The 15,136-nt window shown below is 34.1% G+C and carries 34 protein-coding genes; 29 read left to right on the forward strand and 5 right to left on the reverse strand.

Annotation, left to right across the window (positions count from 1 at the left end; all coding sequences use genetic code 11):
• The first annotated feature begins 25 nt into the window (after nt 1–25).
• Nucleotides 26–643: an ATPase gene (locus CNQ82_RS04035; protein WP_123144189.1), complete on the forward strand. Its 618-nt coding sequence runs from the start codon at nt 26–28 to the stop codon at nt 641–643.
• Here the strand turns inward: CNQ82_RS04035 and CNQ82_RS13110 are convergent.
• The 4 genes from CNQ82_RS13110 to CNQ82_RS04050 form a co-directional block, all read right to left on the reverse strand.
• A complete protein-coding gene (locus tag CNQ82_RS13110; protein WP_240624938.1) occupies nt 640–756 on the reverse strand; it encodes a hypothetical protein in 117 nt (38 codons plus the stop codon). The genes CNQ82_RS04035 and CNQ82_RS13110 overlap by 4 nt on opposite strands.
• Before the next feature lie 82 nt (nt 757–838).
• Nucleotides 839–1,021: a hypothetical protein gene (locus CNQ82_RS13280; RefSeq protein ID WP_123144190.1), complete on the reverse strand. Its 183-nt coding sequence runs from the start codon at nt 1,019–1,021 to the stop codon at nt 839–841.
• A gap of 80 nt (nt 1,022–1,101) precedes the next feature.
• The gene (locus CNQ82_RS04045; RefSeq protein ID WP_123144191.1) at nt 1,102–1,893 is read right to left on the reverse strand and encodes a hypothetical protein; all 792 of its coding nucleotides are present in this window, start codon (nt 1,891–1,893) and stop codon (nt 1,102–1,104) included.
• 53 nt (nt 1,894–1,946) lie between these two features.
• Nucleotides 1,947–2,585, reverse strand: a complete 639-nt coding sequence (locus tag CNQ82_RS04050) for an XRE family transcriptional regulator (protein WP_123144192.1) — start codon at nt 2,583–2,585, stop codon at nt 1,947–1,949.
• Nucleotides 2,586–2,778: 193 nt separating this feature from the next.
• On the opposite strand from CNQ82_RS04050, the gene CNQ82_RS04055 reads away from it, so the two are divergent.
• The 4 genes from CNQ82_RS04055 (at nt 2,779) to CNQ82_RS04070 (ending at nt 4,488) form a co-directional block, all read left to right on the forward strand.
• Nucleotides 2,779–3,027 (forward strand): helix-turn-helix transcriptional regulator, encoded by a 249-nt coding sequence (locus CNQ82_RS04055; protein WP_123144193.1) that lies wholly within the window; start codon nt 2,779–2,781, stop codon nt 3,025–3,027.
• 14 nt (nt 3,028–3,041) lie between these two features.
• Entirely contained in the window at nt 3,042–3,794 is a 753-nt protein-coding gene (locus CNQ82_RS04060) for a phage antirepressor KilAC domain-containing protein (protein ID WP_123144194.1), read from the forward strand.
• Between the two features lie 14 nt (nt 3,795–3,808).
• The gene (locus CNQ82_RS04065) at nt 3,809–3,994 is read left to right on the forward strand and encodes a hypothetical protein (protein WP_123144195.1); all 186 of its coding nucleotides are present in this window, start codon (nt 3,809–3,811) and stop codon (nt 3,992–3,994) included.
• A gap of 239 nt (nt 3,995–4,233) precedes the next feature.
• Complete coding sequence (locus tag CNQ82_RS04070; RefSeq protein ID WP_123144196.1) at nt 4,234–4,488, forward strand: hypothetical protein; 255 nt, start codon at nt 4,234–4,236, stop codon at nt 4,486–4,488.
• A 13-nt stretch (nt 4,489–4,501) separates the two neighbouring features.
• On the opposite strand, the gene CNQ82_RS04075 is transcribed toward CNQ82_RS04070, so the two are convergent.
• Complete coding sequence (locus CNQ82_RS04075) at nt 4,502–4,747, reverse strand: hypothetical protein (protein WP_123144197.1); 246 nt, start codon at nt 4,745–4,747, stop codon at nt 4,502–4,504.
• A 65-nt stretch (nt 4,748–4,812) separates the two neighbouring features.
• On the opposite strand from CNQ82_RS04075, the gene CNQ82_RS04080 reads away from it, so the two are divergent.
• The 24 genes from CNQ82_RS04080 to CNQ82_RS04205 all read left to right on the forward strand — a co-directional run bounded on the left by CNQ82_RS04080 (nt 4,813) and on the right by CNQ82_RS04205 (nt 15,080).
• Complete coding sequence (locus CNQ82_RS04080; RefSeq protein WP_123144198.1) at nt 4,813–5,031, forward strand: hypothetical protein; 219 nt, start codon at nt 4,813–4,815, stop codon at nt 5,029–5,031.
• 15 nt (nt 5,032–5,046) lie between these two features.
• Nucleotides 5,047–5,259 carry a hypothetical protein gene (locus tag CNQ82_RS04085; RefSeq protein WP_123144199.1) on the forward strand — a complete coding sequence of 71 codons (213 nt, stop codon included), beginning with the start codon at nt 5,047–5,049 and terminating at the stop codon, nt 5,257–5,259.
• Between the two features lie 95 nt (nt 5,260–5,354).
• Nucleotides 5,355–5,591: a DUF2483 family protein gene (locus CNQ82_RS04090; protein ID WP_123144200.1), complete on the forward strand. Its 237-nt coding sequence runs from the start codon at nt 5,355–5,357 to the stop codon at nt 5,589–5,591.
• Nucleotides 5,584–6,210: a Sak single strand annealing protein gene (locus tag CNQ82_RS04095; protein ID WP_123144201.1), complete on the forward strand. Its 627-nt coding sequence runs from the start codon at nt 5,584–5,586 to the stop codon at nt 6,208–6,210. The genes CNQ82_RS04090 and CNQ82_RS04095 overlap by 8 nt, the downstream gene beginning before the upstream one ends.
• A complete protein-coding gene (locus CNQ82_RS04100) occupies nt 6,203–6,619 on the forward strand; it encodes a single-stranded DNA-binding protein (RefSeq protein ID WP_123144202.1) in 417 nt (138 codons plus the stop codon). Before CNQ82_RS04095 ends, CNQ82_RS04100 begins: the two co-directional genes overlap by 8 nt.
• A gap of 14 nt (nt 6,620–6,633) precedes the next feature.
• A complete protein-coding gene (locus tag CNQ82_RS04105; RefSeq protein ID WP_123144203.1) occupies nt 6,634–7,314 on the forward strand; it encodes a putative HNHc nuclease in 681 nt (226 codons plus the stop codon).
• Nucleotides 7,301–7,603, forward strand: coding sequence for a hypothetical protein (locus CNQ82_RS04110; protein ID WP_123144204.1), 303 nt, complete (start codon nt 7,301–7,303; stop codon nt 7,601–7,603). Before CNQ82_RS04105 ends, CNQ82_RS04110 begins: the two co-directional genes overlap by 14 nt.
• 4 nt (nt 7,604–7,607) lie before the next feature.
• Entirely contained in the window at nt 7,608–8,357 is a 750-nt protein-coding gene (locus CNQ82_RS04115; protein WP_123144205.1) for a DnaD domain-containing protein, read from the forward strand.
• Complete coding sequence (locus CNQ82_RS04120; protein WP_123144206.1) at nt 8,357–8,713, forward strand: hypothetical protein; 357 nt, start codon at nt 8,357–8,359, stop codon at nt 8,711–8,713. The genes CNQ82_RS04115 and CNQ82_RS04120 overlap by 1 nt, the downstream gene beginning before the upstream one ends.
• A complete protein-coding gene (locus CNQ82_RS04125) occupies nt 8,703–9,938 on the forward strand; it encodes a DnaB helicase C-terminal domain-containing protein (RefSeq protein ID WP_420876466.1) in 1,236 nt (411 codons plus the stop codon). Before CNQ82_RS04120 ends, CNQ82_RS04125 begins: the two co-directional genes overlap by 11 nt.
• Nucleotides 9,935–10,165 carry a hypothetical protein gene (locus CNQ82_RS04130; protein WP_123144208.1) on the forward strand — a complete coding sequence of 77 codons (231 nt, stop codon included), beginning with the start codon at nt 9,935–9,937 and terminating at the stop codon, nt 10,163–10,165. The genes CNQ82_RS04125 and CNQ82_RS04130 overlap by 4 nt, the downstream gene beginning before the upstream one ends.
• Nucleotides 10,140–10,328 (forward strand): hypothetical protein, encoded by a 189-nt coding sequence (locus CNQ82_RS04135; protein ID WP_123144209.1) that lies wholly within the window; start codon nt 10,140–10,142, stop codon nt 10,326–10,328. The genes CNQ82_RS04130 and CNQ82_RS04135 overlap by 26 nt, the downstream gene beginning before the upstream one ends.
• A 2-nt stretch (nt 10,329–10,330) precedes the next feature.
• Nucleotides 10,331–10,852, forward strand: coding sequence for a hypothetical protein (locus tag CNQ82_RS04140; protein ID WP_123144210.1), 522 nt, complete (start codon nt 10,331–10,333; stop codon nt 10,850–10,852).
• Nucleotides 10,853–11,350, forward strand: a complete 498-nt coding sequence (locus tag CNQ82_RS04145) for a DUF3310 domain-containing protein (RefSeq protein ID WP_123144211.1) — start codon at nt 10,853–10,855, stop codon at nt 11,348–11,350.
• Nucleotides 11,343–11,795: a nucleoside 2-deoxyribosyltransferase gene (locus CNQ82_RS04150; protein ID WP_123144212.1), complete on the forward strand. Its 453-nt coding sequence runs from the start codon at nt 11,343–11,345 to the stop codon at nt 11,793–11,795. Before CNQ82_RS04145 ends, CNQ82_RS04150 begins: the two co-directional genes overlap by 8 nt.
• A 181-nt stretch (nt 11,796–11,976) precedes the next feature.
• Entirely contained in the window at nt 11,977–12,171 is a 195-nt protein-coding gene (locus CNQ82_RS04160) for a hypothetical protein (protein WP_123144213.1), read from the forward strand.
• Nucleotides 12,168–12,413 (forward strand): hypothetical protein, encoded by a 246-nt coding sequence (locus CNQ82_RS04165; protein ID WP_123144214.1) that lies wholly within the window; start codon nt 12,168–12,170, stop codon nt 12,411–12,413. The genes CNQ82_RS04160 and CNQ82_RS04165 overlap by 4 nt, the downstream gene beginning before the upstream one ends.
• Nucleotides 12,413–12,685 carry a helix-turn-helix transcriptional regulator gene (locus CNQ82_RS04170; RefSeq protein ID WP_123144215.1) on the forward strand — a complete coding sequence of 91 codons (273 nt, stop codon included), beginning with the start codon at nt 12,413–12,415 and terminating at the stop codon, nt 12,683–12,685. Before CNQ82_RS04165 ends, CNQ82_RS04170 begins: the two co-directional genes overlap by 1 nt.
• Nucleotides 12,678–12,977, forward strand: a complete 300-nt coding sequence (locus CNQ82_RS04175; protein WP_063164620.1) for a MazG-like family protein — start codon at nt 12,678–12,680, stop codon at nt 12,975–12,977. Before CNQ82_RS04170 ends, CNQ82_RS04175 begins: the two co-directional genes overlap by 8 nt.
• 44 nt (nt 12,978–13,021) lie before the next feature.
• Nucleotides 13,022–13,243: a helix-turn-helix domain-containing protein gene (locus CNQ82_RS04180; protein ID WP_123144216.1), complete on the forward strand. Its 222-nt coding sequence runs from the start codon at nt 13,022–13,024 to the stop codon at nt 13,241–13,243.
• Nucleotides 13,240–13,425 carry a transcriptional activator RinB gene (gene rinB / locus CNQ82_RS04185; RefSeq protein ID WP_123144217.1) on the forward strand — a complete coding sequence of 62 codons (186 nt, stop codon included), beginning with the start codon at nt 13,240–13,242 and terminating at the stop codon, nt 13,423–13,425. The genes CNQ82_RS04180 and rinB overlap by 4 nt, the downstream gene beginning before the upstream one ends.
• Complete coding sequence (locus CNQ82_RS04190; RefSeq protein ID WP_123144218.1) at nt 13,425–13,931, forward strand: hypothetical protein; 507 nt, start codon at nt 13,425–13,427, stop codon at nt 13,929–13,931. Before rinB ends, CNQ82_RS04190 begins: the two co-directional genes overlap by 1 nt.
• A gap of 182 nt (nt 13,932–14,113) precedes the next feature.
• Entirely contained in the window at nt 14,114–14,584 is a 471-nt protein-coding gene (locus CNQ82_RS04200; protein ID WP_123144220.1) for a Holliday junction resolvase RecU, read from the forward strand.
• A 49-nt stretch (nt 14,585–14,633) separates the two neighbouring features.
• Nucleotides 14,634–15,080, forward strand: coding sequence for a transcriptional regulator (locus CNQ82_RS04205; protein WP_123144221.1), 447 nt, complete (start codon nt 14,634–14,636; stop codon nt 15,078–15,080).
• The last annotated feature ends 56 nt before the right edge of the window (nt 15,081–15,136 follow it).

Below are 15,136 nucleotides of genomic sequence, written 5' to 3' on the forward strand. Positions count from 1 at the left end.
AATTAAAGAAAAAGTAGGTGATGGTTTGGCTCAAGTAATTACAAGTTTGATACTTACCGGATTTTTGGGTTATATTCCTTATAAATACTTAGTTTTAATCGGTTTGGTAAGTGAAGATAAGCAAACAATTAATGCCCCAATATTATTATTATTTTCAGTTGAGACAATAATAATTTGGTGTACAGCATTTGCTGTTGTATATGGAAATATAGACATATCCAATCTATACACGTCTGAATTCATTACCCTAATAAAATTATCTATTGTTTTTACACTATTGTTTATATTAGTAATATTTATCTTTAATCCATTAATTATCAATTCTATAATCAAACTGGTTAACATCACTCGTATGAAGTTCAAACTAGACAAAATGAGTATTCTTGATAAAAGAGATGAATTATTTAATAACAATCGCAAACCGGTTTTTATAGTCATAAGAGATTTTGAAAACAAAATTCTTAATGAAGGAGAGTTAATAACTTATAATTCCTCAGGTAGTGATTTTGATTTACTAGAAATAAAACCTCAAAAATTTAAAGTTTCTAATTTGCCATATGAAGACGATTACTACACAACTCATACCATTATTGATTTAAAGCAAAAAGTGAAATTAGAGTTGTATTTAATGAAAATAAGCTAACCTTTATTTTTATTAGCTTTTTCTTCTAAAATAGATTTGAGCTTACCCGAAGATTCCTCTTTTTCAAAACTTTTATTTAATGGGTTACTTCGCTTAACACCTTTATTTTTCATATAGTCTTCAATGTCTTTGCCTTGGTTATAACCTTTCATAATCTACCTCCTTACAACGTCTACTTATGTAGGCGTTTTATTATTACAATGAATTATTATTCGTTTTATTATCACTATCGATTTTTTGTTCAATTAAATTTAGACATTTTTTTGTGTGGTATGAAGATAAATCTTTAGGTAACTCATAAGTGAATAATTGATTTCCATTTGTTAAAACTTCATAAATGATACTTGTTCTTTTGATCTTACAATTGATTATTTTCATGTTGTTGTCCCCTTTGTTTAAAATAACTTCTGACTAGCTGTAACATGTGGAAAAAATAGGGCAAGTGAATGCCCTAAAAATTATTTTTCACTTTTACGCATTACAGGGTGTATAAAACTACTTTCTGCATGCATTTCGATATTGTCGCCATCAGGTAGTGTATATAATGCATCTTGATTCATTTCTCTTATTGTATCTTTATCCCATCTGCTACTCATTACCATTTTTTCTTCGTCTTTCATTCCGTCGTTCAGAGGATAATATACGTATATATCTGCACTATTTACATCGATTTTAGATTTCTTTAGCGCATATAACGCTTCAGATGTTCCCATTCTAAACCCTTTTGAGGTCATCTTTTCAGATAAATTTTCTTTGCCTTTTAGTTCAATAGTTACATCCGACGCTCCCACGCCAAAATCAACATTTTTAACATCTGCAGAATGCACTCCTTTTTTCAACTGCTTATTTAGCTTTTCTTCATCTGTCAGAGGTTTTTTAGTTTCTTCTTTCTTGTTAGTATCTTTTTTAGTATCTTGTTTACTTTCTTTCTTCTCTTGTTTGGTAGCAGTTTCTTTTTTAGCATCTTCTGTTTCTGTATTTTCGGAATCAGTAAAAATGCTCCAGATGCCACCAATAAGTATTAATATTATAATCCCACTCCAAATTTTGTGCTTTTTAATCCAACCGATAACTTTGTTATCTTCATTATTAGACGGTTCAAACTTTTGTGGGTTAAATTCATGTATAATTTTTCTTTTTTCTTCCACTGATTTTTTCTTATACTCTTTTTTCTGCTCTTTTGTTAATGTTCTTAAATAATCCCCTTCCACCTTAGTTTCCTTAAATGTAAGTATGTCTTGCTTTCCCATTTTACATTCTCCTTAATAATAATTTTTTATATTAAAGCTCCACGAGAGCGCTGTTAATCGAATATTTGGTAATTATAGATAACTTTACCTATAACTTCTATTTCATCAATTGAATCTAACTCATAAGAATTAGTCTTGAACTCATCAGAATAACTTACTGGATCTAAATGTAGCTTTGTTTCAGTGCGCCTAACGCGTTTGACAGTGTATTCTCCACCGATGCGTAAGACTAAAATATCGTTACTATTTAATTTGTAATCTTGATTGATTCTATAATCGTGTACGACTATATATGAACCATTGGCAAGGATTTTATTCATACTGTCTCCATTGATTTGTAAAGCAATACATTCGCTTGGTTTGCGTCCGTTAAATATTGAAGAAGGAACTTTAATAGTAGAGGATTCAACTGCCACTTCTTCAAAATTACCAGCAGAAACCTTACCGTAATATGAAAGTTCAACATCTTGTTCGAATTTAGGTAAAGCTACACTATCAATTTCTCCCAAAAGATACCCTTTAGAAACATTAAATAAATCGGAAATCTTTTCTACCATGCCCATTCTAGGTTCATTTTTGCCACTTTCCCACATTCTTATTGTACCTTCAGAAACATCTAGTTTTTTTGCCATTTCAACTTTTGAAAGTTTGTTTTTTAGTCTGATTTCTTTGATGGAATTTTTGAAAGCCATTTTAATTTCCCTCCTTATATGTGATGTTTTGTTACTTATTATTATACTATGAAAAATCATAATTACAATAGTTAAAATACGTTATTTCGAAATTTATTTACGAAAAAATCGAAAGTTTTTACAAAAAATACTTGAAAACGTATTTTAAGTACGATATACTTTAGTCAGAGCTTGAGAGAAAGAGGTGACAAACATGACAGAACTTACATTGAAAGAATGGAGATCTAGAAAAAATTATACACAACAAGAACTAGCTAAAGTTATTGGTATTTCTCCTTCAACATATAATATTTGGGAAAATAATCCTGAAATAATTAAACCGAAAGATGCGTTTAAAATAGCAAATGCACTTAACGTATCTATTAATGAGATTATTTTTTTAAAAGAACAATCGTATTTTAAATACGTTTTAGTGGGAGAGAAACAAAAAGCATCAAATTAATAGGAGGGAAACATATGCAAGATTTACAAGAAATCAAAATTGAAAATAATTCGGAATTAGGGCCAGTCGTTTCTAGTCGAATAGTAGCTAAAGAATTAAATCGTAGACATGACAATGTTAAGAGAGATTTAGAACAAATTTTAATGTCCTCAAATGTGAGTACATTAATCTTTCCTAGTAACTACAAAGATTCACGAGGTAGAAAACAAAAAGAATATCTACTTACTAAAGATGGTTTCACTTTATACATGTTCAATATTCAGGGTCATAACGATTTTAAAATGGCATACATCAACAAATTTAACGAAATGGAAAACGCGCTTCAAAACAGATTGCCAGGAACTTATAAAGAAGCATTGATTGAATTGTTAGAAACAGTTGAACGCAATGAACAATTAGAGCTCGAAAACAACATGCAGAAACAAAAGATAGCGGAATATGAACCTAAAGCTTCTTATCTAGACGCAATTTTGAACAACAAAAGTTTAGTGACAGTAGGTCAGATTGCGAAGGACTATGGTATGTCGGCTCAAGCACTTAATAAATTACTGCATAAATTAAAAGTACAGTACAAACAATCTGGACAATGGTTACTTTACTCGAATTTACATGATGAAGGATATACGCATTCATCAACTACAGAAATCGAGCATAAAGACGGCAGCACGTCAGTACGTATGAATACTAAATGGACGCAAAAGGGCAGACTGTTTATTTATGACTTGCTCAAAGACAACAATATCCTGCCCACAATCGAGCGAAATTAAAGGAGGTGAAACAAATGAAGAAAATTGAAGGTATGACAGTGAATCTAGATTTAAAACTTAAAAACCGCAATGATCTCGAAGAATTGCTGGAAACAATTCAAAAAGACATTGCAGCTTTGAAAGATGATTTTGAAAGATTGAATCAATTTAAAATCAAATTTGATTTAGAACAATCTCAGAAGAACATTTCGGACAAGTAGCTTTATGCTTTCTGAATTTAAGTGTCACTTTCTTCTCACAGTCGGGACACTTCATGGTTTTATCAAAATTAGCTATTTGTTTATTCAAAGCTTTTTTGAAAGCCTTGTCGAAATTCTTCTCATCAAAATCAATAGAAATACCTGACTTTTTACCCAAAGGCAGCACCTCCTTTCAGTAGGAGATGAAATTAGTATACCAAAACCCACAATCGAGCGAACAAATTAAAGGAGGAAACGGAATGAGCAAATTTAAATTAAACAAAGAAATAATAGAGTGTCATCAAGATTACAAAGATATTTTGTATAAACACGCATTAGAAATTTATAAAGATTCTATTGATAGTGCAGAAACCTACGGAGAGGCTTACAAGATAATTAAAGACATCGAATTTAAAGTTAAACAGGAACCAGAACTAGTAGATTTTCTTCCAATTTACGAATTAGCTCTTGTTATTTTAGAACAAAGAATGCGTGCTACTTCTATTAAAAAGTAACACGCAAATAGTATTAATCCTTAGATAAATCTTCTGGGAAAATACCTTGGCTAGCTAAACGACGCATTTGTGCTTCTTGTGACATATCTTTATTGACTCTATCGATATCACTGATAACTCTTCTTTTTAATCTTTCGTCATCAGTATATAGAGAAAATAATTTAGATAGCGCTACTGCAAGATTTACATTGTCAACGCCGTTATCCTTTAAAACTTGATCTATCTCATCAAATTTTAATTCGTATTTATCTTGGCTCATAGTTTTTTTCACCACCCACTATCGCAGTAGCGATACCAACATTATACACGAAAGGAGTCGCTATTATGATCATCAATTATTTAACTATAAAAGATATACAGATGTTGGCAGGTATTAGTAAAAGTAAAGCTTCTACCATTGTAAGGGAGTTGAACAGTGAACTTGAAGAAGAAGGATTTATTGCAATTAGAGGGAAGGTTCCTATCCAATTAGTGAGAGAAAAATTCCCATATTGTGATTTGTCGGATGAAGCAATTCGAGAATTAAAAGAAACCAGTATTTAAACAGGAGTTGAAATTATGAAATCATTCTGGATAACATATGCGTTTTGTTTTGTAAGCACAGTCATACTGACACTTATCACACAAGATCTCATTATATCATCAGCGTGGTCATTGCTTTTATCGTTAGTAGTTTATCTGTTCTTTGATATCTGGTACTTCGAAGAAGATGAAGAAGAAAATGCGGTTGATGGAGAAGAATACATTACGATTTTGACAATTAAACATTAAAAAGACTGAAAGCAAGAGCAATTGCTGACAGTCAGAGTAAGTGTTTATTAATTATTCATAACTTAAATATACACAGAATAGGGGTGTTTCGTCAAATGTCCAAAGAAACAGTGACTTACCTAATCAAGCGAAAAGGTATTGATGATGATGATTTATATATCACTAATAGACCTAGTGAGAATGTACCTACTATTAGATATTCAACTGACAAACGTGACGCTAAACATTTTGATGGCTTAGACAAAACTTCAATAGATATGACAAAACATGTAGCAATTAAAAAGACTGTTACAGAAACGACTAAATATGAGGAGGTAGGACTTGATGACTGAGCAAACATTATTTAATCAACTTAACCAAAAAGATGTAAACGATCATGTAGAAAAGAAAAACGGACTTACTTATTTAGCGTGGTCATATGCTCATCAAGAATTAAAAAAGATTGACCCTGAATACACAATTAAAACTCATGAATTCCCCCACCCCGATGTAGCTAGAGATGACTATTTTGTGCCTTACCTTTCTACACCAGAGGGCTACTTCGTACAAGTATCAGTTACAGTCAAAGGTCATACAGAGACAGAATGGTTGCCAGTATTGGACTTTAGAAACAAATCGTTAGCAAAAGGTAGCGCAACTACATTCGATATCAATAAAGCGCAGAAACGTTGTTTTGTAAAAGCTGCTGCACTACATGGACTAGGCCTTTACATTTACAACGGTGAAGAAGTACCAAGTGCAAGCGATAACGATATTACAGAATTAGAAGAACGTATCAACCAATTTGTAACGTTATCACAAGAAAAAGGTAGAGACGCAACATTAGATAAAACAATGCGTTGGTTAGGTATTCAAAACATTAACAAAGTTACTAAAAAAGATATTGCAGTAGCTCATCAAAAATTAGACGCCGGACTAAAACAATTAGACAAGGAGAATAATAATGACTAACTTAACTATTTTAACGGGACGTATCACTAAAGATTTGGAACTAAAACAAGCAGGTCAAACACAGGTAACTAATTTTTCACTGGCAGTAGATAATCCATTCAAAAGAGATGACACTTCATTCTTTGACATTGCAGCATTTGGTAAAACTGCTCAACTACTCACTGACTATTGTGGTAAAGGAAGCAAAATTTTAATCGAAGGGCAATTGAAACAAGATAGATTTCAAGATAAAGAAGGCAACAATCGTTCAGTAGTACGAGTGATTGCGAACAGAATTGAATTCTTAGATAGCAAAGGCAGTAAACAACAAAACAATCAACCTCAACAGCAACGAGGACAAGCACCAGCAGGCAATAACCCGTTTGCAAATGCTAACGACGATATTTCAGAATCGGAACTTCCTTTCTGATTGGACTGATTTAAGTGGCTAATATCAAATCATACATCCAACAAGATGATGGCACAATAACTGCCGTCATCGAGGGTGTAACTTTAGAAAACAAAGATTTCTTACTGTTAGATAACGGACTAGAAGTTGAATGTGAAGTTAAAGCTATCGATCCATTCCTAATCACAGATAAACAGCGCAAAAAGATATTCGCCTTATGTAACGACATAGAAGCACACACAGGGCAACCACGTGACTATATGCGGTATATGTTCATGGATTACGTATCAGTCCTTTACGGCTATGATATGACCCTCTCATTGAGTGACTGCACAAGAAGCCAAGCGAAACAAATTATAGAGGTCATTATAGACTGGGTTTTCTATAACGATATTCCACTCAACCATAAAACAAGCGACCTCATGAAAGAGGATAAAGCCTTTCTTTACTGGTCAACGGTCAATCGAAACTGTGTTATATGCGGAAAACGTGGAGAGCTTGCTCATCACAAAGCAATCGGAAGAGGTGCTAATCGTAAGAAAATGGGCCACTACGGTTACGAAGTGCTGTGTCTTTGTAGAGAACATCATCAGTCACAGCATGACATGGGTGTTAACAGTTTCGATAAGCTACATCAACTAGAAAATTCTTGGATTCCAGTAGACCGACGATTAAACAAAATGTTGAAAGGAGGAAAGATGAATGATAACAAATGATATTCCTTTATATTTTTCACCGCAACTAGCTAAAGAAATAGGTCTTAAAGAAGCTATTTTATATGAATACATCAAAATATGTATCTCCACAGAGAACAAGAATGGTTGGACTAGATTACCATATTATCAAATACAAAACAGATTAACATTTATGAGTGAAAAATCAATAACAAGATGTGTCAACAACTTATGTAATCAAAAATTGATTTGTAAAGGACAATTTGGAGTTACCGGTTTAAATAGATCTAACTGGTATGCACTTCGAGAAAATACAACAGAAAGGGCATAACTAAATGGATAACAGACTTCAAATTAAAAGTGTTATTAAGAGCTTTAGCGGTAGAGAAAATATTATTCCAATACCAGTTGTATATATTGAATTGTTAGGAGATTATCATATTGCTGCATTCTTAAATCAATTAATTTACTGGTCCGATAAGACGAAAAGGAAAGACGGTTACTTCTATAAATCATATAAAGAATGGAAAGAAGAACTTTTTCTATCTCGTTATCAAATTGATAAGAGCATTGATAAATTAAAAGAAATAGGTTTAATAAAAACATCATTAAAGAAAGCTAATGGCGCACCTACTTTACACTATAAAGTTGATATGGACAGATTGACCGAGTGGATTTGCGAAAAACTAACAAATGGAAATGCTAAAAACTCGCAAATGGAATTGTCAAAAACTGACAAATCTTTAACAGAGATTACTACAGAGATTACTACAGATAGTGTAAGTGAGTCATTTCAATATATTAGTAATCACTTAGAAATAATACAAAGTCCTTTAAAGATACAAGAGATAGAAGAGTTAATCAAAGACTTAGGTAATGAAGCATTAGACATAGTAAAAGTAGCTACTGATTATACAAGAGATAACAACAAAGGTATTAACTACTTAATCAAAGTATTAACTAATTGGATTAAAGAAGGTGTAGATACTAAAGAGAAAGCAGAGAACAAAGTTAAACCTAAGACTAAAAAACAAAATAGCAATATAGATGGAATGCTAGATGACTTAGTAGGGAGTGATAGCTAATGACTATGACTAAAGAAAAGGCTGCAGAGATAATCAAGTTCGCCAATAACATTTACGAAATGAATTTTGATAGAGAGAAAGCAAAGTTATGGTTAGACATGCTAAGTGAGAACGGGGATTACGAGCCTACTATGCACACTTTAAAGAAATACATCAAAGATGGTAATCCTTATCCACCTAAGATACCGAACATCATGCGTAGTTACCCTAAACAACTAGAACATAAGGTTGATGAAAAGACAAAGGAACATCAAAGCAAAATGGCGAATGATCCAAAGTATCGAGAGGAACGAGCAAAAGCATTACAAACTTTAAGAAATAAAATGAGAGAGTTCGGGGGCGAGAATTATGTATAACATCAATGAGATAGAAAGCACTATTGTTGCGAGCCTATTAAAAAAGCCGGACCTTCTCCAAAAGTTAAGAGTAAAACCCGACATGTTCACAAATGTTGGTTACTCCTATTTTATCACATTCATCTTAGAAAAAGGAAGCGTGGAATTAAATGAGTTATTTATCAAAAGTGCTAAAGACAAAGGTTTTATCAGCAACGACGAACTAGCACATCTTTACAATACTGATTTTATCGGAGTGGGTTACTTCGAATCATATCAAGACGACATCATACACGCTTATCAACGCAGAGAATCGGAACGGCTAGCCAACATGTATCAACAAGATGATACGACAAGCATAAGAGAACTGATAGATAACTTACAGGCAATCGAATTATTAGATAAAACGGAAGATACAGGAACGAAAGAATATGTAAACGAATTGATTGAGGAAATTTATAGTGATGCACCGAATAACAAAATTAAAACGGGCTTTCCACTTATGGATTATAAAATCGGAGGTTTTGAGCCAAGCCAATTGGTCGTCATCGCAGCGCGTCCGTCAGTCGGAAAAACTGCATTCGCATTGAACCTCTTATGGAATGTCGCTAAGAGTGGTTATCAAACAACATTCTTCTCTATTGAAACGACCGGTAAAAATGTTTTGCAAAGAATGCTCGCCAGCATTTGCAAAATCGAGTTAACGAAAATTAAAGAGGTATCAAACTTAACTGTCGATGACATAACCAACCTTACTAAAGGCTTGGACGACATCATGCACAATAATGTGAATATTGTCGCTAAGAGTAGTATAACGACCCAAGATGTGAGAGCGCAAGCGATGAAACAAACAGATAAACCACAAGTCATATTTATCGACTATCTCCAATTAATGCAGACCGACGCAAAGATAGATAGACGGGTGGCAATAGAAAGAATCTCACGCGATCTAAAAATCATAGCAAACGAGACAGACGCAATCATCGTAATCTTGTCTCAATTAAGTCGTGGTGTTGAGTCACGTAATGACAAACGGCCGATGTTATCAGATATGAAAGAGTCCGGCGGTATCGAGGCAGACGCTTCAATAGCAATGCTGCTTTATCGTGAAGATTATTACGACAAAGATATTGAAGAAGAGGAAGGCAAGTCCACAGTCGAATGTAATATCGCCAAGAATAAAGACGGCGAAACAGGCGTAATCGAATTTGATTTCTATAAACGTATACAGAGGTTTTACACATGACATTTCCGACATTCAGATTACAAGAATTACTAGGCAATATGTTCAGAAACGAATACAAGAACGACCCGGTTATACAAAAACATATTTTAGAGCTGGGTTGGGCGATAGACAGATTAATTAAAAGAAATGAAATCACACCATTCGATGATTATGAAGTTGTTATGAAGAAAGCATTAAAAGAAATGGATTGGAGTGCTGTAAATGGAACGCAGAGAAGAGAAGGCTAGAATACGATACACCATAGATTTCGAAAAGAAAATTCCATTGAATTTAAAACCGGACGAGACGGTTGATGACTACATCGAGGAAATCGCAGACGACATATTTTATAACACAGATGACTGGTTAGACGGCGATGTAAGAGACGTCGACCACATAAGGGGGATATAAGCATGGCAATAGTTTATTACAATGACAGACCATTTACATTATCAGAGGAAAAAGTCAAGCATGCACATAATATAGGCTTGAATATGATTACTATTCAATATCGTTTAGATGAAGGTTGGGGGTTAGATGATGCTATTTCATTATCTCCTGAGTATGTAATGAAAAATAGCGTGATATGTGCAGCATTTATCTTGCCGGAAGTCAGTTACTACTTACCGCTTGAAACATTAGAAGATAACGCAATCAAAAGTTTAACGGCGTTCAGAAAAAGAATAGAGAACAATAAAAGCATAGATGGCTTATTAAAAGAAAACAATCTTTATTTTGTAGACAGAAACTCACGTACTGAATACGACTTGGCACTTGAAGATGTAATGCGCAGAAAAAGAGCAGAAGAACGGTCAAGAGAACGTAAGAAGGCCGAAAAACCGTGGCTATACGATGGCACACCGCAATGTGTGAAGCCTAGCAAATGGTACAAGCATTTAGCAGAAAACGACATATTTATTAAGGTGGTGCAGTAAATGATTAAAATTCATGAACTCAATCAAAGTGATCGTATCATTATTTACAACTATAAAGGCATGAACATTGCAGACGGTGGACATTGTGCGACAGTCATTGACTTATCTAAAAAGAATTTTGAATATGATACGGCAATTGTGAGAACGGACGGACAAGAAAAGGTTTTAGAACTTACTGATGAAGATTATTTCGACAAGTTGCCTATCAGTTATAAGAAGATGGAAAGCAAAAGCATACATTCTCCGTGTATAAAGGGACTTAAAATAACACTGCCGTTGGAAAGTGATAGAACACCATCACATTATGCCGGTACAGATAATGTAGATGTTATTGAATTTACGCGTCAACAATTTACTAAAGATGAGTGGATTGCATCAATGAAGTTTAATATCATCAAATACGCTACAAGGCTAGGTCGTAAAGACGCATTAGACAAAGAGCTGGATAAGATTATCGATTATGCGCAAAGACTCAAGGAGGGGCTGGCACATGAGTAAAGTTTATATGGCACACTCGATTGCGACGACCGGAGAATTCAATCATTCAATCGAAACGGCGAAGAAAATAAAAGCATTAGGTTACGAAGTATATGCACTGGCATTGAACAATGCGATCAATGATAAGTCCAACAATCCGACACCAACAGATATTTACAACAGTGATGTGTCTGAAATCTTGAGCAGCGATTATGTGGTTGTGAATGTCAACGGCGGTACACAGGACGGTACCGTATCAGAAATCGGATTGGTTGCGGGACTGAATGAATGTGGACGAGATATTCCGATTATCGCCTACACAAGCAACAAACGCTTACTGCAACCGCAATTTTATCAAGGTATCGCCAGTGCTTCTGCAAATCATTTAGTACTCGGCATGATAGAGAAGTGGGGAATTTTCGTAGGGTCTGAAAAAGAAATGTTAGGACATTTGAGTTTCTTATGAGAGAACTTACAAACGGAATTAAACAGCGTTTCAAACTGAATACGGTAGGACGTTCACCAAGCGACATACAGCGTGATTTAGAGCAGATAGGCGTAAAGGGATTCGTAGTACACATGAGTCCCTACACGCGTCACTGTGTTAGCAGATAGAGCAGAATATGAAAGTAACAGGAGGAAATGGAATGACAGATAAAGAACTTGCAGACAAATACCGCAAAGCGTATTACGAATTACTTGATGATATTAAGATGTATCGCAGCGACTGGTCAGAGTTAGAGAATTATATCAGATTGAAAATAGAGTGGAATCCGAGCAACAGTCAATACAAAAATGTACAACATGAAATGGATCGAATTAAGGGAGGAATTGTGGAATGAAACCACGTGATTACGAAACTGCTTGGCAAAGACTAAAGGACCATATGTTAGCAGAATATGTGAAGACACACAAGGAAACAAAAAGAGTCATTAAACCTAATAATCAGTACCACTTATTCCAAGTAGCAAATGCAATGGTTGCTAAAGATGAATTTCGGAAGCTATTAACACATATGGATAACCTAGACGGCACACATGAGTTCAGTAATTTAAAGCATGATTTAGAGAGGGGCAGTGAGTGATGGATATAAAGAATAATTTGAAATACTACATTAAGTTACGCAGTGTCACTCAAACACAGATTGTGGAAGCGACAGGAATAACAAGACCTACATTATTGAAGTTGATAAAAGAAGAAGGCGGAACGTCAATAGGAGTCATGTTGAAATTATGCGATTACTTCAATATTACGCCTAATGAGTTTCTAGGGATAGAAGATAAAAAGACAATCCAAGTAGCACAGAAGATTGATGAAATTGTAGAACTAATCAAGGAGGAAAATATTAATGAATAATTTAATCAAACAAGTAGAACAATGGAGTAAAGATAAAGGATTAGATAAAGGTAATCCGGACAGACAAGCACTTAAATTCTATGAAGAAGCCGGGGAAGTAGCAGCAGCATTATCACGTGGGCAATCAGAAGCATTGAAAGACGGTATAGGCGACACAGTAGTTACGCTTATCATTCTTGCACAACAACATGGTATGACGTTAGAAGAATGCTTGCAGTTTGCTTATGACGAGATTGCTGGACGTAAAGGTAAGATGATCAACGGAACATTTGTTAAGGAATCAGATTTATAAATTGCTTGGCGATTCGTCCGCCTTGCTCTTAAGGAGGTAAGATAATGAAATTCGGTCAAAATCTTAAACGTATTAGAAAACGCATGAATATGACTCAAGAGGAATTAGCCACAAAAATGGAAATTTCACGGTCTTATTTAAGTGATATTGAAAATAGAAGGACAAACCTTAGCATAAAAACAGTTAAGAAATTAGCGGACAGTTTAGGACTATCAGTCAATGATTTATTTAATGATGAAACAACTTTTGAGGAGAAAGATAAATGAAAAATTTTAAACATACATTAATCAGAAACTTACTTATTATTGGTGCGTGGGAGTTAGGGAAGTATTTAGGTGAGCAATTGATTATCTATGCTAACCGTAATGATGAGGTGGAAGCACCTGCAGACTTTAATATACACGATCACATGCACCTTAACGATTTAAAAGCAGAGGTGAGTGAGTAATGGTTTTGATAAAAATAATTTCTATAATCCTTCTATTTTTCTTGTGGGCTTATATTCTTTATAGATGGATAAAGTCTGAAAGAGAATTAGATAAATATAAAGAAGAAACTCAATATTATCGAGAAGAAAAAATAAGAGCTGAAAATGCTTTGCATGAATATTTAAAATCTAAAGAATCAATAATACATGGAACATTAATAAATACATCAAAACATAAGATTAGCGAAAGACATAAAATTGACCCATCTAGTTGGTTAGATAAACAAAAAGAAAATGGATTAATACCAATCAAACAATCATTTGTATTAAAAAGTAAAAATGGTAGATATTTTCAAGATGTAGTTAAGATGTATGTAAACAACGAAAACCTAATAGAAAAAGTAATGCAAACTACTGATGATATTTCGAAAGCAAAGGAATATCGTACACATAGAGAAGCTAGCGAAGAAGCGACAAAGTACGATCTTAAAGTTTTAGCACTTAATACTTATGTAAAGGAGTTGTAGCATATGTGGATAGCCCTAACAATACTCTTTGCTCTCCTTTCACTTGTGCTTAATATGGCGAATAGAGAGTTGAATCGTGAATTAAAGATACAGAAATATATTATACGGACGCTGACTAAAAGAAATGATGATGCAGATATTAATAACCATAAACATCTAAATAACTCAAAGGAAGTGGATAAATGAGTTACGCAAACAGAGGCAAGTGGTTAGAATCAGTAATCACGCATGTAAATCAGATATATGAGATGAACAACAAAGCAATCATACGTAAGGTGCCGACAGATATTAATTACAACACACGCACAGGCAAAGCATTCTTTAAAGCTAAAGGTATGGTGGACTTCGTAGGTATCAGTAACGGCAAGATGATAGCCTTTGATACTAAGAATACTAAAGGTAAGAGCATTCCATTCAATAACATACAACCGCACCAAGTAGATTACTTACAGAAAATTAAAGCACATGGCGGTGCAGCATTCTTACTTATCTATTTTGAACGTTATCAAGAGTTATACGCATTGGATATTGATGAATATGTAGGATTAGAAGAAACGTTGGATAGAAAAAGTGTTCCGTATAGTTACTTTGAAAATATAGATCCAGTACAAAGTAGAAACGGTATAGCATTTGATTACTTAGATATTATGTGAATAAGGACCGTAACGATAGATTTTATAAAAAAATAGCTGGAGGTTTCTCATGAAGTTAGGCAGTGCAGATATTAAGAAGCTAGAAGAGTTGTGGGTTTACCATGAAGAGTTGAAAGGACAACTTGCATATAGAAGATATGAATTACTATATCAACCTAGTGATAAGAATGTAGGAGGTGGTAAATCTAACTTGCCGGGCAAGCCAGTAGAGCAGGAAGTTATTAAACTTAATAAGGACAACCTGTATAGAAACTTAACTGAATCAATCATGGCAGTTGAAGATGTGTATAGGAAAGCAACTAAGGAACAGAAGCTGATAGCACAATATCGCTATTGGGAAAAAGACCTTGCTATATATGAATGGCCGGACATTGCTCATGAGATAACTAAACAGAGAGAGGACGATAAAATTATCAGTAAAGACGCAGCGCTAAGAATGCGTAATAAGATGATGAGAGAGACAGCTAAAAAGATAGGCTGGGTTACAAAAGAGTAACCGCACTTTCGAGGTTGTAGAAGTGCGGTGTGTCAATAGCTTATTATGATAGTATA

Origin of the sequence: Staphylococcus debuckii, assembly GCF_003718735.1 — a bacterium.
Lineage (GTDB): Bacteria > Bacillota > Bacilli > Staphylococcales > Staphylococcaceae > Staphylococcus > Staphylococcus debuckii.